The organism is Caldovatus sediminis, from assembly GCF_014644455.1.
Lineage (GTDB): Bacteria > Pseudomonadota > Alphaproteobacteria > Acetobacterales > Acetobacteraceae > Caldovatus > Caldovatus sediminis.
On the sequence record NZ_BMKS01000009.1, the window covers coordinates 137530 to 156430 of the forward strand.

At 74.3% G+C, this 18901-nt stretch carries 19 protein-coding genes; 17 read left to right on the forward strand and 2 right to left on the reverse strand.

Annotated features, from left to right (window positions below):
* The first annotated feature begins 8 nt into the window (after window positions 1–8).
* Window positions 9–1550, forward strand: a complete 1542-nt coding sequence (locus IEX99_RS15095) for a UbiD family decarboxylase (protein WP_188901720.1) — start codon at window positions 9–11, stop codon at window positions 1548–1550.
* Window positions 1547–2131, forward strand: a complete 585-nt coding sequence (locus tag IEX99_RS15100) for a UbiX family flavin prenyltransferase (RefSeq protein WP_188901722.1) — start codon at window positions 1547–1549, stop codon at window positions 2129–2131. The genes IEX99_RS15095 and IEX99_RS15100 overlap by 4 nt, the downstream gene beginning before the upstream one ends.
* 40 nt (window positions 2132–2171) lie before the next feature.
* On the opposite strand, the gene IEX99_RS15105 is transcribed toward IEX99_RS15100, so the two are convergent.
* Window positions 2172–3671, reverse strand: coding sequence for a TrkH family potassium uptake protein (locus IEX99_RS15105; protein ID WP_188901723.1), 1500 nt, complete (start codon window positions 3669–3671; stop codon window positions 2172–2174).
* Window positions 3671–5086 carry a Trk system potassium transporter TrkA gene (trkA, locus tag IEX99_RS15110; protein ID WP_188901725.1) on the reverse strand — a complete coding sequence of 472 codons (1416 nt, stop codon included), beginning with the start codon at window positions 5084–5086 and terminating at the stop codon, window positions 3671–3673. Before trkA ends, IEX99_RS15105 begins: the two co-directional genes overlap by 1 nt.
* 410 nt (window positions 5087–5496) lie before the next feature.
* Between trkA and IEX99_RS15115 the strand changes: the two genes are divergently transcribed.
* The 15 genes from IEX99_RS15115 (at window position 5497) to IEX99_RS15185 (ending at window position 18800) form a co-directional block, all read left to right on the forward strand.
* The gene (locus tag IEX99_RS15115) at window positions 5497–6654 is read left to right on the forward strand and encodes an acyl-CoA dehydrogenase family protein (RefSeq protein ID WP_188901727.1); all 1158 of its coding nucleotides are present in this window, start codon (window positions 5497–5499) and stop codon (window positions 6652–6654) included.
* 90 nt (window positions 6655–6744) lie between these two features.
* Entirely contained in the window at window positions 6745–7533 is a 789-nt protein-coding gene (locus IEX99_RS15120) for an IclR family transcriptional regulator (protein WP_229678053.1), read from the forward strand.
* A gap of 7 nt (window positions 7534–7540) precedes the next feature.
* The gene (locus IEX99_RS15125) at window positions 7541–8677 is read left to right on the forward strand and encodes an acyl-CoA dehydrogenase family protein (protein ID WP_188901732.1); all 1137 of its coding nucleotides are present in this window, start codon (window positions 7541–7543) and stop codon (window positions 8675–8677) included.
* On the forward strand, window positions 8674–9492 hold the full coding sequence (locus IEX99_RS15130) for an enoyl-CoA hydratase/isomerase family protein (protein ID WP_188901734.1): 819 nt from the start codon (window positions 8674–8676) through the stop codon (window positions 9490–9492). Before IEX99_RS15125 ends, IEX99_RS15130 begins: the two co-directional genes overlap by 4 nt.
* The gene (locus IEX99_RS15135) at window positions 9489–10643 is read left to right on the forward strand and encodes a thiolase family protein (RefSeq protein WP_188901736.1); all 1155 of its coding nucleotides are present in this window, start codon (window positions 9489–9491) and stop codon (window positions 10641–10643) included. The genes IEX99_RS15130 and IEX99_RS15135 overlap by 4 nt, the downstream gene beginning before the upstream one ends.
* Window positions 10644–10646: 3 nt before the next feature.
* Window positions 10647–11084: a Zn-ribbon domain-containing OB-fold protein gene (locus IEX99_RS15140; RefSeq protein WP_188901738.1), complete on the forward strand. Its 438-nt coding sequence runs from the start codon at window positions 10647–10649 to the stop codon at window positions 11082–11084.
* Entirely contained in the window at window positions 11081–11461 is a 381-nt protein-coding gene (locus IEX99_RS15145; protein ID WP_188901740.1) for a hotdog family protein, read from the forward strand. The genes IEX99_RS15140 and IEX99_RS15145 overlap by 4 nt, the downstream gene beginning before the upstream one ends.
* A complete protein-coding gene (locus IEX99_RS15150; RefSeq protein ID WP_229678054.1) occupies window positions 11458–11844 on the forward strand; it encodes a MaoC family dehydratase in 387 nt (128 codons plus the stop codon). Before IEX99_RS15145 ends, IEX99_RS15150 begins: the two co-directional genes overlap by 4 nt.
* A complete protein-coding gene (locus IEX99_RS15155) occupies window positions 11841–12224 on the forward strand; it encodes a hypothetical protein (RefSeq protein ID WP_188901742.1) in 384 nt (127 codons plus the stop codon). The genes IEX99_RS15150 and IEX99_RS15155 overlap by 4 nt, the downstream gene beginning before the upstream one ends.
* Window positions 12221–13183 carry a thiamine pyrophosphate-dependent dehydrogenase E1 component subunit alpha gene (locus IEX99_RS15160; RefSeq protein WP_188901744.1) on the forward strand — a complete coding sequence of 321 codons (963 nt, stop codon included), beginning with the start codon at window positions 12221–12223 and terminating at the stop codon, window positions 13181–13183. The genes IEX99_RS15155 and IEX99_RS15160 overlap by 4 nt, the downstream gene beginning before the upstream one ends.
* Before the next feature lie 3 nt (window positions 13184–13186).
* On the forward strand, window positions 13187–14161 hold the full coding sequence (locus IEX99_RS15165) for an alpha-ketoacid dehydrogenase subunit beta (RefSeq protein ID WP_188901746.1): 975 nt from the start codon (window positions 13187–13189) through the stop codon (window positions 14159–14161).
* 11 nt (window positions 14162–14172) lie between these two features.
* Window positions 14173–14961 (forward strand): enoyl-CoA hydratase/isomerase family protein, encoded by a 789-nt coding sequence (locus IEX99_RS15170; RefSeq protein WP_188901748.1) that lies wholly within the window; start codon window positions 14173–14175, stop codon window positions 14959–14961.
* A gap of 3 nt (window positions 14962–14964) precedes the next feature.
* Window positions 14965–16113 carry a dihydrolipoamide acetyltransferase family protein gene (locus IEX99_RS15175; RefSeq protein WP_188901750.1) on the forward strand — a complete coding sequence of 383 codons (1149 nt, stop codon included), beginning with the start codon at window positions 14965–14967 and terminating at the stop codon, window positions 16111–16113.
* A gap of 3 nt (window positions 16114–16116) precedes the next feature.
* The gene (locus tag IEX99_RS15180) at window positions 16117–17289 is read left to right on the forward strand and encodes an acyl-CoA dehydrogenase family protein (RefSeq protein ID WP_188901752.1); all 1173 of its coding nucleotides are present in this window, start codon (window positions 16117–16119) and stop codon (window positions 17287–17289) included.
* An 8-nt stretch (window positions 17290–17297) separates the two neighbouring features.
* Window positions 17298–18800, forward strand: a complete 1503-nt coding sequence (locus tag IEX99_RS15185) for an AMP-binding protein (RefSeq protein WP_188901754.1) — start codon at window positions 17298–17300, stop codon at window positions 18798–18800.
* The last annotated feature ends 101 nt before the right edge of the window (window positions 18801–18901 follow it).

The following is an 18901-nucleotide window of genomic DNA, read 5'->3' on the forward strand; positions in this document are numbered from 1 at the left end:
GCGCCCCCGTGCCGCGACGCGACCTGCCGCCCTTCCGTGACCTGCGGGACTTCCTCGCGCATCTCGAGGCGCGCGGGCAGGTGCTGCGAATCCGCCGCCCCGTCTCGGCCGTGCACGAGATCACGGAGATCCACCGCCGCGTCCTGCGCGAGCACGGGCCCGCGCTGCTGTTCGAGCAGGTGGTGAAGGCCGACGGCACGGCGGCGGGGATGCCGGTGCTGGTCAACCTGTTCGGCACGGTGGAGCGGGTGGCCTGGGGCCTCGGCGTGCGCCCGGAGGCGCTTCCGGAACTGGGCGAGCTGCTCGCGGAGTTGCGCCAGCCCCGGCCGCCGCAGGGCCTGGCCGACGCGCTGCGGCGCTGGCCGCTGGCCCGCGCCGCGCTCGCCATGCGCCCGCGCGAGGCGGCGGCCGCGCCGGCGCAGCGGATCGTGCGGCACGGCGCGGCGGTGGATCTCGGCGCGCTGCCGGCGCCGATCTGCTGGCCGGGGGAGCCGGCGCCGCTGCTGACCTGGCCGCTGGTGATCACCCGGCCGCCGGGGAGCGACTCGCCGGACGACTGCAATGTCGGCGTCTATCGGATGCAGGTGCTGGGGCGGGACCGGGCGATCATCCGCTGGCTCGCGCAGCGCGGGGGTGCGCGGCATCACCGGATGTGGCAGGCGCGCGGGCAGGAGATGCCGGTGGCGGTGGCGATCGGCGCCGACCCGGCGACGATCCTCTCCGCCGCGCTGCCGCTGCCGGAGACGGTCTCGGAGATCGGCGTCTCCGGCCTGCTGCGCGGGGAGCGGCCCTCGCTCGTCCGCTGCGTCAGCATCCCGCTGCAGGTCCCGGCGGAGGCGGAGATCGTCATCGAGGGCACCGTCGCGCCGAACGAGACCGCGCCGGAGGGCCCCTATGGCGACCACACCGGCTACTACAATTCGGTCGAGCACTTCCCGGTGCTGCGCGTGCGCGCGATCACGATGCGCGAGCGGCCGATCTACCTCTCCACCTTCACCGGGCGGCCGCCGGACGAGCCCTCCCGCATCGGCGAGGCGCTGAACGCGCTGTTCCTGCCCTTCGTCCGCCGCCAGTTCCCGGAGGTGGCGGACCTCTGGCTGCCGCCCGAGGCCTGCTCCTACCGCATCGCCATCGTCGCGCTGCAGAAGAGCTATCCGGGACAGGCGCGGCGGGTGATGCTCGGCCTGTGGTCGCTGCTGCCGCAGCTCACCTACACCAAGCTGCTGATCGCGGTGGACGCCGATGTGGCGGTGCGCGACTGGGCGGAGGTGATGTGGGCGGTCTCCACCCGCTCCGACCCGTCGCGCGACCTGGTGCGGATCGACGACACGCCGATCGACTACCTCGACTTCGCCTCGCCGCGCGCGGGGCTCGGCGGCAAGCTCGGCATCGACGCCACGGTGAAGATCGGGCCCGAGACCGGGCGCGAATTCGGCCGCCCGCTGGCGATGGACCCGGAGGTGATCGCGCGGGTGGACCGGATGTGGGGCGAGCTCGGCCTGCCGCCCTCGCCGCGCCAGCGGCCCGGCGGCGGCCGGAGGGTGGCGTGAGCGGCCGCGTCCCGCGCGTCGTCGTCGGCATCAGCGGCGCGTCCGGCGCCGCGATCGGCGTCCGCGTCGTCGAGCTGCTGGCGGAGGCCGGCGGCTGCGAACTGCACCTGGTGGTCTCGCGCGCCGGGGAGCGGACCCTCGCGCTCGAATGCGGGGCGGGGGCGCTGGAGCGGATCTCGGCGCTGGCGGCGCGGCGGCACCCGGTCGAGGATGTCGGCGCCTGCATCGCCAGCGGCTCCTTCCGCACCGCCGGCATGATCGTCGCGCCCTGCTCAATGCGGACCCTCTCGGCGATCGCGACGGGCGCCGCCGACAACCTGCTGGTGCGCGCCGCCGACGTGCAGCTCAAGGAGCGCCGGCCCCTGGTGCTGCTGGTGCGGGAGAGCCCGCTGCACCTCGGCCACCTGCGCGCCATGGTCGCGGCCACCGAGCAGGGCGCGATCATCGCGCCGCCGGTGCCGGCCTTCTACCTCGGGCCGCGGAGCGTCGCCGAGATCGTGGAGCAGATCGCGCGGCGCGCCATTGACCATCTGGGCATCGAGACGGCGGCCCCGCCGGCGCGGGAGTGGGCCGGCCGGTAGCGGCATCGGCCGCTGCCGGCCCGCCGCGCCGGGGCCGCGCCTAGCCGCGCCAGAACCTCGGCATGAACAGCACCAGCACCGTGAACAGCTCGAGCCGGCCGAGCAGCATGGCGAAGCTGAGCAGCCACTTGGCCTCGGCCGGCAGGCCCGCGAAATTGCCCGCCGGCCCGATCGTCTCGCCCAGCCCGGGCCCGACGTTCGAGAGGGTGGCGACCGCGGCCGAGGCGCTGGTGAGGAAGTCGAGGTCGAACGCCATCAGCGCGATCGTCAGCGTGCCGTAGCAGATGAAGTAGAGCGAGAAGTACACCACCACCGACCCCAGGATCTCGTCGGGCAGCGGCCGGCCGGCGTAGAGGCGCGGGAAGACGCCGCGCGGGAAGACCAGGCGGAGGAACTGCACCCGCAGCAGCGCCGCCATCACCTGGAAGCGGAAGATCTTCATGCCGCCCGAGGTCGAGCCCGTGCAGCCGCCCACGAAGAGCAGGCCGAAGAACAGGCCGACCGCGGCGTTGCCCCACAGCGAATAGTCGGTCGTGGCGTAGCCCGTCGTCGTCACGACCGAGACCACGTTGAAGGCCGCGTGCCGCAGCGCCTCCTCGGGCCCGTACCGGCCGCTCGCCACCAGCCACAGCGCGAGCGCGGCCACCGTGACGGCGAGGAAGGCGAGCAGCGTGCGCACCTGGCTGTCCCGCAGGCTGTCGCGCTCGCCGCGCAGCATCCGCACGTAGAGGACGAAGGGGACCGCCCCCGCCACCATGCCGACCGTGGCAACCCAGTGGATCGCCGGGCTGTCCCAGTTGCCCATCGAGGCGTCGGAGGTCGAATAGCCGCCCGTCGCGATCGTGGTGAGCGCATGGGCGACCGCGTCGAAGGCGGCCATGCCCGCAAGCATGTAGGCCAGCGCCCAGATCACCGTGAGCCCGAGGTAGATCGCCCCGATCGCCAGCGCGATCTGCCGCACGCGCGGCATCACCTTCTCCGAGCGGTCGGAGGATTCGGTGCGGAACAGCTGCATGCCCCCGACGCCGAGGGCCGGCAGGATCGCCACCGCCGTCGCGATGATGCCGATGCCGCCGACCCACTGCAGCAGGGCCCGCCAGAGCAGGATCCCCGGCGGCGCGTGGTCGAGCCCCGTCACGACCGTGGCGCCGGTCGTCGTCAGCCCCGAGACCGCCTCGAAGAACGCGTTCGTGTAGTTCCCGGCGAGGCCGTCGTGGCCCGACAGGAAGAAGGGGACCGCGGCGAAGGCCGACATCGCGGCCCAGCTCAGCGGCGTCAGCACGAAGGCCTGGCGGAGCGTCAGTCCGCCGGTCAGCCGGCAGCGCGTGGCGCGGAACAGGATGCCGCCCGCGGCCAGCGTGGCGACGCTCGACATGGCGAAGACCTGCCAGTCGGGATTGGCGACGGCCGCATCGACCGCGGCGGGCAGCAGCATCAGGGCGGAGAGCGCCAGCAGCATGCCGGCGACGAGGTAGAGGACCGGTCGCAGACCGGGCGGCGACCAGGCGGACGGCGCCCGGACCTCCGCCGCCGGCGGCATCAGGCGTCGGCGCCGGGGAGGGCGACCCCGGACGGAGGCGGCGGCGCCTCGCCGGCGATCATGTCCTCGGCGCGGCGGAGCGCGTTGTAGGAGACCACCGCGATCACCCGATCGCCGGGACGGATCTGGGTGTCGCCGGTCGGGATGATCACCTCGCCCTGGCGGACGACGGCGCCGACCAGCATGCCCTCCGGCATGCCGACCGCGCGCAGCGGGCCGGAGACGAGGCGCGAGCCGGGCAGGGCCTCGGCCTCGACCACCTCGCCGAAGTCCTCGCGCAGCGTGTAGACCGCCGCGACCGGGCCGCGCCGGACGTGCCGCAGGACGGTCGAGATGGTGATCGCGCTCGGGCTCACCACCGCATCGATGCCGAGCGAGGGCAGCATCTCCTCGTAGGAGGTCTTGTTGACCAGCGTGATCGCGCGGCGGCAGCCGGCGCGCTTGGCGAGCACCGAGGCGAAGATGTTCGTCTCGTCGTCGTTGGTGACGGCGACGATGGTCTCGGCCGCCGCGACGTTCGCCTCCTCGAGCACCTGCGGGTCCAGCGCGTCGCCCTGCAGGACCACGGCGGCGTCGCCGAGCTCGCGGGCGATGTAATTGGCCCGCTTGCGCCCGTGCTCGACGACCTTGAGCGAGACCAGCGGCGCCTCCCGCGCCAGCATGCGCGCGAGGTGCAGGCCGACGTTGCCGCCGCCGACCACCACGACGCGCCGGGCCGCCCGCTCGCGGTGGCCGAAGGCCGCCATGACGCGATCCGCGGCGGCTGGCTCGGTCACCACGTAGACGTCGTCGCCGCACTGGATCCGATCGCCGCCGTCGGGGACGAAGGCGTGCCCCCCGCGGAGGACGGCGACCACGACGAAGCCGGGGTCGGGCATGCGTTCGGGCAGGTCGCGCAGCCGGATGCCCGCCATCGGACAGGCTGGGTCGGTGCAGTGGATGCCGAGAAGCTGCACGCGCCCGCCGGCCAGCGGAACCATGTCGAAGGCGCCGGGCGTGCGCAGCCGGCGGGAGATGCCGCGCGCGACCTCGATCTCGGGCGAGATGATGACGTCGATCGGCAGCTGGTCGGCGGCGTAGAGGCCGCGCCAGATCGGCTCGAGATACCCCGAATGGCGGACGCGGGCGACGCGGCGCCTGACGCCGAACAGGGAGTAGGCCACCTGGCAGGCCACCATGTTGACCTCGTCCGACCGGGTCACCGCGATCAGCATGTCGGCATCCCGCGCCCCGGCGCGCTCCAGCACCTCCGGGTGCGAGGCGTGGCCGACCATGCCGCGGACGTCGTAGCTCTCGTCCGCGCGCCTCGCCTGCTCGGGATCGCTGTCGATGACCGTGACGTCGATCCGCTCCGAGGCGAGATGCCGCGCGATGGTGGACCCGACCTGGCCCGCGCCGCAGATGATCACACGCATGGAACGGGCGTTCCGTCTCCCGGTGCCTGTCGCCCCCCAATACACGCGGCCGAGGGAGGCGGCCAGCCGCGCGGCCACCGGACCCGCCGCGTCCGATGGCCGGGGCGACGGGGGGAAGGCCGAGGGAAAAGCGTCGCCGCCGGCGGTGCCGCGAAGCCCCGGCCCGCGCGCGGCGGCCCCGTCCGGCCGGAGCCGGAGCGCGGCGGCCGGGGCCGCGTCCGCGTCGTGCGCGGCCACGGCAAGGCAACGATCGGGTGGCGGCATCGCCCCGCGCCGCCGGGCCCCGCGGAGTTTGACAGCGCCGGGCCGCGGGCCCTAGCCTCGTTCCAGATCCAGAACACAATTCTCCATAGAAACTCCATAAAAAATTGCCGCGCAGGTCGCCGAGGCGGCGCCGAGGGAGGACCAGCATGGACAGCACCGCACGCCGGCGCCCGGCGAACTCGGTCGATGCGGCCGAGTTCCGCGCGCTCTGCGCCGCCTTCGCGCGCAGGGAGGTGGCGCCGCGCTGGGAGCAGGCGGACCGCGACCGCGCCTTCCCGCGCGATTTCTACCGGGCCGCCGCCGGGGCCGGCCTGGTCGGCGTCGCCTTGCCGCACTCCGTCGGTGGCGCCGATCTCGGCGCCACCGAGGAGGCGATCCTCCTCGAGGAGACGTCGAAGGCCAATCCGAACCTCGCCGTCGCGCTCCTCGTGCAGGAGGTCGCCGGCGGCCTGCTCGCGGAGTTCGGCGAGGGCGAGCTGCTCGACCTCGCCCGCGCCAACATCGCCGGCGACTGCCTCCTCGCCCTCGCCGTGACCGAGCCCGAGGCCGGCAACGACGTCCAGAACGTGAAGACCCTCGCTCGGCGGAGCGGCGGCGACTGGCTCCTCTCCGGCATGAAGTCCTTCATCACCCTCGGCGGCGACGCGGACGTGCTCGTCCTGCTCGCGCAGACCGACCCGGCGCAGGGACGGCGCGGCATGCGCTTCTTCGCGGTGGACCGGAACAGCCCGGGCCTCGTCGCCTCGCAGATCGGCACCTACGTGAACCGCCCGGCGCCGACCTACCGCATCACGCTCGAGGACGTGCGCGTGCCGGCGCGCCGCATGATCGGCGCCGGCTTCCGCGAGATCATGGCGGGCTTCAACCGCGAGCGGATCATGGTCGCCGCGCGCTGGCTCGGCCACATGCAGACGGCGCTCGCCTGGGCGGTCGGGTATGCGCGGACGCGCCGCCAGTTCGGCCGCCCGATCGGCGCCAACCAGTCCATCGCCTTCAGCCTGGCGCAGGCGCACGCCGACATCGAGGCGGTCCGCCACCTCACCTACCACGCCGCCGCGCGCTGGGACGCGGGCGTGCCGCTCGACCGGGTGATCCTCGACGTCTCGACGGCGAAGCTGCTCGCCACCCAGGCGGTGGTGCGCGTCACCCAGACCGCGCTGCACGTCGGCGGCGGCTGGGGCCTGACCGAGGAGCTGCCCGCGATGCGTCTCGCGATGGACGCGCTGGTCGCACCGGTCACGGTCGGGAGCTGGGAGATCCAGCTGCGCGCGATTGCGCGCCAGATCGGGCTTCCCTGCGACTAGCCGCGCCGTTCGGCTTTGACACCGGCTCCGGCGGCGGCCTATGCTGTTCGCGTAGAAAAATCACATTCTTCACAGAGAATGGAGGCAGGCGTGCCCAAGGAGGTCGGCGCCGTGGTCGCCGCCACCCGCATCCTTCGGTTCCTGGCGTCGCTCCGGCGGCCCGCCGGCGCCACCGAGGTCGCGCGCACCCTCGACCTCAATCCCTCCACCGCCTTCAACATCCTGCGCACCCTGGCCGGCGAGGGCCTCGTTGCCTTCGACCCCGTGGCCAAGACCTACGCGCCGGGGCTCGGCCTCGCCGAGCTCGCGGTCGCCTCACTGGACGGCATCGGCGCCGTGCGGGTCGTGCGTCCGCACCTGGAAGCCCTCGCCGACCGCTTCGGCGCGACCATGACGCTCTGGCTCCGCACTGGACCGGATCGCGTCGTGCTCGTGGATCGCGCCGAGGGGCAGGCCATGGTCCGCATCCACATGAACATCGGACAGCGCCTGCCGCTGCTGATCGGCGCGCTGGGCCGCTGCATGGCCGCCCATGCGGGGCTGCCGGAGTCGGAGCTCGCCCGGCGCTACGCGGCGCTGCGCGCCGACGCGCTGCCGCCCTTCCGCACCTTCCTCCGCCAGGTGGAGCAGGCGCGGCGCGACGGCTACGCGGTGGACGCCAACAACTTCGTCTCCGGCATCACCACCGTCTCCAGCGCCGTGCTCGACGGCACCGGGCGGCCGGTGATGGCGCTCTCGGCCGTGGATCTCTCCGCGCGGCTCGACCGCGCCGCCGCCCGCCGCCTCGGCGCCGCCCTCGCCGAGGCCGCCGGGCAGGTCGGCCGCGCCCTCGGCGCCCGCCCCCCGGCCGACGCCACGGCGCGGCGGAAGGCCGCCTGAGGCCCGCATGGACTTCGCCTTCACCCCCGAGCAGGAGGCGCTGCGCCGCACCGTGCGCCGCTTCGCGGAGACCGAGCTCGCGCCCCTGGTGCGCGAGGCGGAGGAGACGGAATCCTTCCCGAGGTCGCTGTTCCGCCGCTTCGGCGAGCTCGGCCTGATCGGCGTGCGCTACCCGGCAGAGGACGGCGGGGCGGGCTTCGACAAGGTGTCCGATTGCATCCTCCGCGAGGAGATGTCGCGCATCTGCCAGGCCTTCGCCTCCTCGTGGTCGGCGCACAGCCATCTCGGCATCTGGCCGATCTGGAAGGCGGGCACGGAGGCGCAGAAGGCGCGCTTCTTCCGGCCCGCCCTCGCCGGCGAGCGCATCGCCGGCTTCGCGCTCTCCGAGCCCGACGGCGGCTCCGACATCCGCGCCCTGCGCACGCGCGCGGAGAAGGTGCCCGGCGGCTGGCGCCTGAACGGGTCCAAGCTCTACATCACCAACGCGCCGATCGCCGACTTCCTCACCCTCGCCGCGCGCACCCGGCCGGAGCTGACGCCGGACGCCATCAGCCTCTTCCTCGTCGAGCTGCCGAATCCCGGCATCGCCGTCAGCAAGCTGAAGAAGGAGGGCATCCGCGCCTCCGACACCGGCCTCCTCCACATCGCGGACGCCTTCGTCCCGGACGACTGCCTGCTCGGCGAACGCATCGGCACCTATCCGGTCATCCTCGACAGCCTGTCGGAGAACCGCGTCGGCGTCGCCGCCAACGCGCTCGGCATGGCGCAGGGCGCGCTGGAGGCGGCGCTCGACTACGCGAAGACCCGCAAGGTGCGCGGCAGGCCCATCGGCCAGTACCAGGCGATCGCCCACAAGCTCGCCGACATGGCGGCCGGGATCGAGGCGGCGCGCTGGCTCGTCTACTACGGCGCGTGGCGCGTGGACCAGGGCACGCTGGACGCCGCCACGGCGGCGAAGGTGAAGCTCGTCGCCTCGGAATGCGCGGTGCGCGTCTCGGAGGCCGCGATCCGGATCCACGGCGGCGCCGGCATCATGCGCGAGTACCCCGTCGGGCGCATCCACCGCGACGCCCTCGTCTACGTCATCGGCGAGGGCACCTCGGAGATCCAACGCAACCTCATCGCGCGGGGACTCGGGCTATGAGCGGCGGCTACCAGGGCATCATCTGGCGGGTGCAGGACGGCATCGGCGTCCTGACCATGAACCGCCCGGAGAAGCGCAACGCGCTCGACCTGGCCATGCGCGAGGAGATCGCGGACGCGGTCCGCCGCGCGCGCCAGGACGCGGCGGTGAAGGTGCTGCTGCTCGCCGGCGCGGGCGGCGCCTTCTGCGCCGGCGGCGACCTCGCCGCGCTCGAGGCCGCGCGGCAGGACCTCCAGGCGGCGCGGGAGCGCATCCGCGCCCTGCACGTCTGGCTGCCGGAGCTCATCAACCTGGAGAAGCCCGTCGTCGCCGCGGTGGACGGCCCCGCCTTCGGCGCCGGCTTCATGCTCGCGCTCGCCGCCGACTTCGTGCTCGCCAGCCCGCGCGCGCGCTTCTGCGCCGTCTTCGCCCGCATCGGCCTGGTGCCCGACCTCGGCGCCTTCTGGCTGTTGCCGCGCATCCTCGGCCTGCAGCGGGCGAAGGAGCTGGTGATGACCGCCCGCACCGTCGGCGTCGAGGAGGCGAAGGCGCTCGGCATCGTGCTCGAGATCCACCCGCCGGAGGCGCTGCACGATCGCGCCCTGGCCTTCGCCGCGCGCTTCCGCCACGCGCCCACGGCCGCGCTCGGCATGGCCAAGCACGCGCTGAATCAGTCCTTCAACCTCGACCAGCGCGCGCTCGGCGAGATCGAGGCCTACGCCCAGGCCGTGGCGATCCACAGCGCCTATCACCGCGCCGCGGTGGAGCGCTTCCTCGGCAAGCAGCCCCTCGAGTTCGACTGGGACCGCATGCAGCGCGACGAGGGCAGCGCGTGAGCCGCCGCGCCGTCATCACCGGCGCCGCCGACACGGCGGTGGGCGAGCTGCCGGGCTCCTCCTGCATGAGCCTGCACGCCGAGGCCGCCTCCCTCGCGCTTGCCGACGCCGGCCTGCGCCCCGCGGACCTCGACGGCGTCCTCTGCGCCTACTCCTTCACCGAACCGCACCTGATGCTGGCCTCGGTCTTCTGCGAGTACTTCGGCATCCGGCCGGCCTTCGCCGCCGCCGTCCAGGCGGGCGGCGCCACCGGCTGCCTCATGGTCACGCAGGCCGCGGCCCTCGTGGAGGCCGGCCTGTGTCGGCACGTCCTGGTCGTCGCCGGCGACAACCGCCTCAGCGGCCTCTCGCGCGACAGGGCGGTGGCGGCGCTCGCGGAGGTCGGCCACCCCCAGTTCGAGCGGCCCTTCGGCGTCACCATCCCGGCGCTCTACGCCCTGGTCGCGCAGGCCTACATGCACGAGTTCGGCGCAACGCCGGAGCACCTGGCGGCGATGGCCGTCGCCTGCCGCACCCACGCCGCGCGCAACCCGAAGGCGCAGATGCGCGTGCCGATCACGGTGCAGGACGTCCTCTCCAGCCGCTTCATCGCCGAGCCGCTCCGCCTGCTCGACTGCTGCCTGATCTCCGACGGCGGCGCCGCGCTCGTCGTCAGCGCCGCCGAGGCGGCGCGCGATGCGGCGAAGCGCCCCGTCGCGGTCCTCGGCACCGGGCAGAAGACCACGCACGAGCACCTGGTCGCCGCGCCGAGCCTCACCGAATTCGGGTGCCGCGACAGCGCCGCCCAGGCTTTCGGCCGCGCCGGCGTCTCCCCCGCCGACATCCACGTCGCCGAGATCTACGACAGCTTCACCGTTACGCTGCTGGTCGAACTCGAATCCATCGGCTTCTTCGAGAAGGGGGAGGCAGGGCCCGCGGCGCTCGCCGGCGCGCTCGACCTCGGCGGCCGGCTGCCCTGCAACACGCATGGCGGCCTGATGTCCTACGCCCATTCCGGCGCCGCCGGCGGCCTGTTCCACGTCGTCGAGGCGGTGCGGCAGCTGCGCGGCGAGGCCGGCCCGCGCCAGGTGCCCGGGGCCGAGCTGGGCTTCGTGCACGGCGACGGCGGCATCCTCTCGGCCCATTGCTCGCTCGTCCTGGGGAGGCTCTGACCCGTGCCCGCCGACTCCCCGGCCCCGGCCAGGCCTCTCCCGGTCCCGAACGCCGACACCGCGCCGTTCTGGGAGGGCTGCGCCCGCGGCGAGCTCCGCCTGCAGCGCTGCACCGCCTGCGGCGCCGCGCAGCTCCCGCCGCGCGCCGTCTGCGCCGCCTGCCATACGGGAAGCCTGACCTGGGAGGTGGTCTCCGGCCGCGGCCGCATCGCCAGCCACACCCGCGTCCACCGCCCGCCCTCCACCGCCTTCAAGGCGGAGGCGCCCTACGTCGTCGCCCTCGTCGCGCTCGAGGAAGGCCCGCGCATCATGCTGCACTTGCGCGGCGCCGCCGCCGCCGCGCCGCGGATCGGCGACGCGGTGCGCGTCCGCTTCGACCCGCCGTCCGGTCCGCACGGCATCGCCCTTCCCTACGCGGTCGCGACGGAGGACAGCGCATGATCACCTACGACAGCTTCGTCCCCGGTCAGGTCATGGGCGCGCGCGAGACGGTGCTCGACGCCGCATCCCTGCGCGCCTGGAACGCGCTCTTCCCCGAGGACGATCTCGGCGGCGTCATGCCGCACGGCATGGTCGCCGCGATCGCGATGCGTGCCTACGCCGAGATCCTGCAGCCGCGCCCGCCCGGCAATGTCCACGCGGCGCAGCGCTTCGACCTGCTGCGCCTGCCGCGGGAAGGCGAGCGGCTGACCACCACCATCACCTGTCTCGCGAAGGAGCGGCGCAAGGGCCGGCCCTGGGTCACGCTCGGCATGGAGACCGCCGGCCCCGAAGGTCCCGCCTTCCGCGGCCTCATGACCGTCATCTGGGCCGCATGATGCGCGACGACGCCCTCCCCGAGGTGAGCCTGCTCGTGGACCGCGCGGCGATCCTCGCCTACGCGGCCATCACCGACGACTTCAACCCCCTGCACGTGGACGAGGCCTTCGCGGCCGGAACGCCCTACGGCCGCCCGATCGCGCACGGGATGCTGTCGCTCAACCTGGTGTGGCAGTCGCTGCGCCGCGCCTTCGGCGACGCCGTGCCGATCGCGCTCGAGGTGCGCTTCGTGCGCCCCGTCCTGCAGGACACGCGCGTCACCGCCGGCGGGCGCCGCCGCGCCGGGGACGACGGCTACGAGGTCTGGGTCCGCGACGCGGAGGGGCAGGACGTCATCCGCGGCCTCGCCTGGCCCGGCGTCGGCGGCGGGCGGGACGCATGAGCGACGCTTCCGGCCGCATCCTGGCTGCCGAGTCCGGCGGCATCGCCCGCCTCGCCCTCGACCGCCCTGCCACGATCGGCGCCCTCCCCGCCGACCCGATGGCGGATCTCGCGCGGCGCCTGCGCCGCCTCGGGGCGCGGCAGGATCTCGACCTCCTGGTCCTGGAGGGTGCCGGGCCGAGGGGCAGCTCCGCCGGCATCGTCGCAGCCGAGCACCGCGCGCCTGCGCTGCCTGGCATGGCGGCGCGCCTCGGCGGCAAGGCCGTCCGCCGCAGCCCGACCGGCGGCCGCGCCATGCGCGATGGCCCCACCGGCCGGCGCGGCGACGTGCAAGAATGCGGCTCCCCACCGTCCCCGCAGAGGCTCCCCCTTCCGGCATGACGCGCATGGCCGACCCGCTCGCCCTCCTTCGCACGATGCTCCTCATCCGCGAGGCGGAGATGGCCCTAGCGCGCCTCTTCGCCGACGGCGAGGTGCCGGGCTTCATCCACCTCTCGGTCGGGCAGGAGGCCGTCGCCGCCGGGGTGTGCAGCGCGCTCGGCCCGCAGGACTCGGTCGCTTCCACCCATCGCGGCCACGGTCACGCCATCGCCCGCGGCGTCGCGCTCGACGGCTTCTTCGCCGAGGTGCTGGGCAGGGCCAGCGGCGTCTGCGGCGGGCGGGGCGGGTCCATGCACGTGGCCGACCTGAATCGCGGCATGCTCGGCGCCAACGGCATCGTCGGCGCCGGCGCCCCCATCGCGCTCGGCGCCGCGCTGGCGCACCGTATCCGGGGCACCGGCGGCGTCGCGGTCGCCTTCTTCGGCGACGGTGCCCTCGCCGAGGGCGCGCTGCACGAGTCGCTGAACCTGGCCGCGATCTGGCGCCTGCCATTGCTCCTGGTGTGCGAAAACAACGGCTGGGCCGAGTTCAGCCGCAGCGACACGCAGGTGGCGGCGACGCTCTCCGCCTGGTCCGCCGCCTACGGCGTGCCGCATGCCGAGGTGGACGGGAACGACGCCGCCGCCGTCGCTGCCGCCGCCGCCGAGGCGGTCGAGGCCCTGCGGCGCGGCGAGGGGCCGCGCGTCCTGGAGGCCCGCACGCACCGCTGGCGCGGCCACTTCGAAGGCGACCCGCAGCGCTACCGCGACGCGGAGGATGCCGCCCGCGCGGCCGGGCACGATCCCATCGCCCGCAGCCGCGCCGCGCTGCTCGCCGCCGGCGTCGCCGAGTCCGCGTTGCACGCGGCGGAGGCGGAGGCGCGCGACGCCGTCGCCGCGGCCATTGCCGGCGCGCGCGCCGCGCCGGCGGCCGAGTGGGCCGACGCCCGGCACGGCGCCTACGCTCCCGCGGAGAGCTGACCCGTGCCCGAGCTCCGCATGGTCCAGGCGATCAACCGCGCCCTCGCCGAGGCCCTCGCCGAGGACCCGGCGGTGATCCTGCTCGGCGAGGACATCGGCGCGGCCGGCGGCCCGTTCGGCGCCACGCGCGGGCTGCAGCAGAGGTTCGGCCCCGACCGCGTGCGCGACACGCCGATCTCCGAGGCGGCGATCATGGGCGCCGCGGTCGGCGCGGCGCTCACCGGCCTCAGGCCGGTGGCCGAGATCATGTTCATGGACTTCGTCACCCTCGCGATGGACGCGCTGGTCAACCAGGCCGCAAAGGCGCGCTTCATGTTCGGCGGGCAGCGCGGCGTCCCGCTGGTGCTGCGCACGCCGCACGGCGGCGGCCTCTCCGCCGGCCCCCAGCACTCGCAGTGCCTCGAGGCCTGGCTGTGCCACGTCCCCGGCCTGAAGGTCGTCTGCCCGGCGACGCCCGCCGACGCCTACGCCCTGCTGCGCAGCGCCATCGCCGATCCCGATCCCGTCGTCGTCGTCGAGAACAAGGCCCTCTACGCTATGAAAGGCGAGGTGCCGGACGCACCGGAGCCGATCCCCATCGGTCGCGCGCGCATCGTCCGCCCGGGCCGCGACGCGACCATCGTCGCCTACGGCGCCGCCGTCCACTGGGCGACCGACGCCGCCTCGCTGCTCGCGGCGGAGGGCATCGAGGCCGAGGTGCTCGACCTCCGCAGCCTCCAGCCGTGGGACGAGGCTGCCGTGCTGGAGAGCCTCTCGCGCACCCATCGTCTGGTCGTCGCGCACGAGGCGGTGGAGGCGTTCGGCGTCGGCGCCGAAATCGCCGCCCGGATGGCCGATGCCGGCTTCGACGAGCTCGACGGCCCGATCCTGCGCGTCGGCGCCCCCTTCACCCCCGTTCCCTTCGCGCGGGAACTGGAGGCCGCCTACCGGCCCGACGCCGCGCGCATCGCCGCCGCCGTCCGCCGCACGCTGGACTAGAGGAGCCCCCGATGGCCGATGACGCCCTCATCCTCTCCGAGATCCGCGGTCCCGTCGCCGTCCTCACCGTCAACCGCCCGGCCGCGCTGAACGCGATCGACGCCGCCACGCTGCGCGCCTTCGAGGCCGCTTTCGCGGCCGCGGAGTCCGATCCGGCGGTGCGCGTCATCGTCATCACCGGCGCCGGCGAGAAGGCCTTCGTCGCCGGCGGCGACATCCGCGACCTGGAAAGCCGCCAGGGCCTCGCCCACTACCAGGAGTTCGGCGAGGAGATCCACCGCGTCTTCAGCCGCGTGGAATCCTGCGACAAGCCGACCATCGCCGCGGTCAACGGGTTCGCGCTCGGCGGCGGCACGGAACTGCTGCTCTGCACCGATCTCCGCCTCCTCGCCGACACCGCGCGCCTCGGGCTGCCCGAGATCAACCTCGGCCTGTTCCCCGGCGCCGGCGGCACGCAGCGCCTGATCCGCGAGATCGCCCCCTGCCGCGCGCGGGAGCTGATGTTCACCGGCGACCACATCACGGCGCAGGAGGCGGTCGCGCTCGGCCTCGCCAACCGCGTCGTGCCGAGGGCCGAGCTGATGGCCGAGGCGCTGAGGCTCGCCGAGCGCATCGCGGCCAAGTCGCCGCTGATCCTCAAGCTGCTGAAGCGCACCCTGCGCCAGGGCAGCCAGATGGCGCTGCCGCAGGCGCTTGCGCACGAGCAGGCGATGATCGGCCTCGTCCTCGATTCCGCCGACGCGCACGAGGGCTGCCGCGCCTTCCTCGAGAAGCGCCCGGCGCGGTTCACCGGAAGCTGAAGCATGGCGGCCCCGCTGGCCGAGATCGTGATGCCGAAGCTCGGCCTCACCATGGCCGAGGGACTGCTCGCGGAATGGCGCGTCGCGCCGGGCGCACGCGTCGCCGCCGGGGACGTGCTGTTCGTCGTCGAGACCGAGAAGATCGCGACCGAGGTCGAAGCCGCCGGTCCGGGGGAGATCCGCGAGATCCTGGTTCCCGCGGGGCGCACCGTCCCGGTCGGCACGCCGGTCGCCCGCTGGACCGGCGCCGCGCCGGCGTCCGCCGCGCCGGGCCCGGCGGCCGCGGCGGACCGGCGCATCGTCGCCACGCCGCTCGCCCGACGGCTCGCGCGCGAGCGCGGCGTCGCCCTCTCGACGCTCGCCGGCAGCGGCCCGCGCGGCCGCATCAGGGCGAAGGACGTGCCGGCAACCGCAGCGCCGGCGCCGGCGCCGGACGACGCGACCCGCGGCGCGGCCATCCCGCTCGACCGCGTGCGCGCCGCCGCGGCGCGGCGCCTGACCCAGGCGAAGCGGGAGATCCCGCACTTCTACGTCGGCGCCGCGGCCGAGGTCTCCCGCCTGCTCGCCCTGCGCGAGGAATGGCGCGAGCTTCCCGGCGCGCCGCGCCTCACCGTCACCCACTTCGTCCTCGCCGCCGTCGGCCGCGCGCTCCTCGCCATGCCCGAACTGAACCGCGTCTGGGAGGGCGAGGGGTGGCGGCGCCTCTCCTCCCCCGATGTCGGGATCGCGGTGGACACGCCGCACGGCCTGCTCGCCCCGGTGCTGCGCGATGCCGGCCACCTGCCGCTCGACGCCCTGGCCCGCCGCGCCGACGCCCTGATCGGGCGCGCCCGCGACGGCCGGCTCGCGCCCGACGACCTGCAGGGCGGCTGCATCACCCTCTCCAACGTCGGCATGCATGGCGTCCGCTTCCTGGTGCCGATCGTCAATCCCGGGCAGTCCATGATTCTCGGCCTCGGCGCGGCGGAATCCGTCTTCCGGCCCGACGCGCACGGCGCCCCGGCCCTGCGGCGCGAGGTGACGCTGGTGCTCGCGGCGGACCACCGCGTCCTCGACGGCGCCGCCGCCGCCGCCTTCCTCGCCCGCGTCGTCGCCATCCTGGAGAAGCCGCTCGCGCTGCTGCTGGCGCCGGCGGCAACGGGGAGTCCCTGAGCCATGGAATTCCGCCTCTCCGAGGACCAGCGCCTGCTGGTGGAGACCGCCCGCAAGGTCGGCGAGCGCTTCGGGTCCGCGTACTGGCGCGACCTCGACGCGCGGAAGGCCTATCCGGCCGAGGCCTGGCAGGCGATCTGCGACGCCGGTCTCTGCGCCATCGCCCTGCCGGAGGAACACGGCGGCTCCGGCCTCGGCATGCTCGAGATGGCGCTGGCGGTCGAGGCGCTGTGCGCCGGCGGCGCCGGTTCCACCCTGGCGCAGCTCTTCATGCTCAATCCCATCTTCGGCGGCGTCAGCATCGCGCGCTTCGGCACGCCCGCGCAGAAGCGGGCGCTGCTGCCCGGCCTCGCGCGCGGCGAGGTCACCTTCTGCATGGCGCTGACCGAGCCCGACGCCGGCACCAACAGCCTCGAGGTGCGGAGCTTCGCGCGCGCCGAGGGCGACGGCTGGCGGCTCAACGGCCGCAAGGTCTGGATCACCGCCGTCCCGCAGGCGACCAAGATGCTCGTCGTCGCCCGCACGCGGAGGGTGGAGGAGGTGCAGCGCCGCACCCACGGGATCACCCTGTTCCTGGTCGAGCCCGACCGCCCCGGCGTCACCCACAGCGCGATCGAGAAGCTCGGCACCAACACCCTCCCCTCCTCCTCGGTCTTCCTCGACGAGGTGCGGGTCGAACCCGAGGACGTGGTTGGCCGCGTGGACGAGGGCTGGCCGGCGCTGCTCGAGGTGCTGAACACCGAGCGCATCGTCACCACCGCCGGCCTGGTCGGCACGGTGGAGCTCGCGATCCGCCTCGCCGTTGACTACGCCCGCGGCCGCAGGGTGTTCGGCGCGACGCCGATCGCCGCCTATCAGGGCCTGCAGTTCCCGCTCGCGCAGGCGCACGCGCTCGGCGAGGCGGCCCGCCTGCTGAACCGGAAGGCCGCCGCCCTGTGCGACCTCGGGGAGCCGTACGGCTCCCCCGCCAACCAGGCCAAGCTGCTCGCCGCGCAGGCCGCCGCGCAGGCGACGGAGCGCGCCATGCAGACCATGGGCGGGATGGGCTACGCCAAGGAGTTCGACGTGGAGCGGCTGTGGCGCGACGCCCGCCTGTTCCGCTTCGCGCCGGTCTCGGAGGAGATGGTGCTCAACTACATCGCCGTCCACGACCTGGGGATGCCCCGCGGCTACTGAGGCCCGCCATGCTCAACCTCTCCGCCTTCGTCGCCTTCCACGCCCGCCAGCGCCCCGACCGCCCGGCGATCCTTTACGGCGAGCAGCGCATCGGCTACGCCGCGCTGCAGGCGCGGACCGAGGCGCTGTCCGCCCTGCTCGCCGCGCGCGGCGTCGCGGCCGGCGAGGTGGTCGCGGTCTTCATGAAGAACTCCGCTGCCTTCGTGGAGCTGGCGATCGCCACCAGCCGCATCGGCGCGGTCTTCCTGCCCATCAACTTCCGGCTGGCGCGGGAGGAGGTGGCCTACATTCTCGACAACGCCGGCGCGAAGCTTCTCTTCGCCGACGCCGAGTTCGGCCCGGTCGTCGAGGGCCTGCCCGGCCTGATCCTGCTCGACGCCGCCGCCCAGTCCGACCCGACCCGGCTGGTCCCTGCCGGAACCCCCGTCCCGCCGGTCGCGCCGCGGCAGGAGGGCGACCTGTTCCGGCTGATGTACACCTCCGGCACCACCGACCGCCCGAAGGGCGTCATGCACTCCTACGGCAACTTCTACTGGAAGTGCATGGAGCACGTCGTCGCCCTCGGCCTCTCCGCCGCCGACCGGCTGTTGGTGGTGGGGCCGCTCTACCACGTCGGCGCCTTCGACCTGCCCGGCCTCGCCGTCCTCTGGGTCGGCGGCACGCTCTGCATCCTGCGCGAGTTCGACGCCGCCGCCGCGCTCGAGGCGATCGCGCGCGAGCGCCTGACCGGCGCCTGGATGGCGCCCGTCATGCTCTCCCGCACCCTGGAGCACGGCAACCCTCAGGGCCTCGACCTCTCCACCCTCCGCTGGTGCATCGGCGGCGGCGAGCGCACGCCGGAGCCGCGCATCCGCGCCTTCGCCGGCCTGTTCCCCCGGGCCCGCTACATCGACGCCTACGGCCTCACCGAGACCTGCAGCGGCGACACGCTGATGGAGGCGGGGCGCGAGATCGAGAAGATCGGCTCTACCGGGCGCGCCACCCCCCATGTCGAGATCACCATCCGCGACGACGCCGGCCGCCCCCTGCCGCCGGGGCGGGAGGGCGAGATCTGCCTGCGCGGCCCCAAGGTCTTCAAGGGCTACTGGCGCGACCCCGCCAAGACCGCCGCCAGCTTCCATCCCGACGGCTGGTTCCGCACCGGGGACGTCGGCTATCTGGACCAGGAGGGCTTCCTGTTCCTCACCGACCGCAAGAAGGACATCATCATCTCCGGCGGCGAGAACATTGCGAGTTCGGAGGTGGAGCGCGTCCTCTACGACCTGCCCGGCGTGAGCGAGGCGGCGGTGGTCGGCGTCCCCGACGCGCGCTGGGGCGAACGCCCCGTCGCCGTCGTGGTGCTGCAGGAGGGCGCGACGCTGGACCTCGCGACCCTGCAGGCGCATTGCCGCTCGCGCCTCGCCGGATTCAAGGTGCCGAAGGGCCTCGAAATCCGCCAGGCGTTGCCGCGCAACCCGTCCGGCAAGGTGCTGAAGCGCGTGCTGCGCGACGAACTCGCCGCGAAGGCGTAATACGCGCGGCATCAGAAGTTGACCTGTGCGTAGGCGGGTGAGGCGATGGCGGTGCTGCGCTCGGGCTGATGGGCGAGCCAGTTCCAGGCGTCGCCGCAGGC

Coding starts and splice junctions, on each gene's coding strand:
- IEX99_RS15105 (WP_188901723.1), bottom strand. CDS start 3,671: ATGCCGCCGGCGGCGGAGGTCCGGGCGCCGTCCGCCTGGTCGCCGCCC.
- trkA (WP_188901725.1), bottom strand. CDS start 5,086: ATGCGTGTGATCATCTGCGGCGCGGGCCAGGTCGGGTCCACCATCGCG.
- IEX99_RS15115 (WP_188901727.1), top strand. CDS start 5,497: ATGGACAGCACCGCACGCCGGCGCCCGGCGAACTCGGTCGATGCGGCC.
- IEX99_RS15125 (WP_188901732.1), top strand. CDS start 7,541: ATGGACTTCGCCTTCACCCCCGAGCAGGAGGCGCTGCGCCGCACCGTG.
- IEX99_RS15130 (WP_188901734.1), top strand. CDS start 8,674: ATGAGCGGCGGCTACCAGGGCATCATCTGGCGGGTGCAGGACGGCATC.
- IEX99_RS15145 (WP_188901740.1), top strand. CDS start 11,081: ATGATCACCTACGACAGCTTCGTCCCCGGTCAGGTCATGGGCGCGCGC.
- IEX99_RS15150 (WP_229678054.1), top strand. CDS start 11,458: ATGATGCGCGACGACGCCCTCCCCGAGGTGAGCCTGCTCGTGGACCGC.
- IEX99_RS15155 (WP_188901742.1), top strand. CDS start 11,841: ATGAGCGACGCTTCCGGCCGCATCCTGGCTGCCGAGTCCGGCGGCATC.
- IEX99_RS15160 (WP_188901744.1), top strand. CDS start 12,221: ATGACGCGCATGGCCGACCCGCTCGCCCTCCTTCGCACGATGCTCCTC.
- IEX99_RS15170 (WP_188901748.1), top strand. CDS start 14,173: ATGGCCGATGACGCCCTCATCCTCTCCGAGATCCGCGGTCCCGTCGCC.
- IEX99_RS15175 (WP_188901750.1), top strand. CDS start 14,965: ATGGCGGCCCCGCTGGCCGAGATCGTGATGCCGAAGCTCGGCCTCACC.
- IEX99_RS15180 (WP_188901752.1), top strand. CDS start 16,117: ATGGAATTCCGCCTCTCCGAGGACCAGCGCCTGCTGGTGGAGACCGCC.
- IEX99_RS15185 (WP_188901754.1), top strand. CDS start 17,298: ATGCTCAACCTCTCCGCCTTCGTCGCCTTCCACGCCCGCCAGCGCCCC.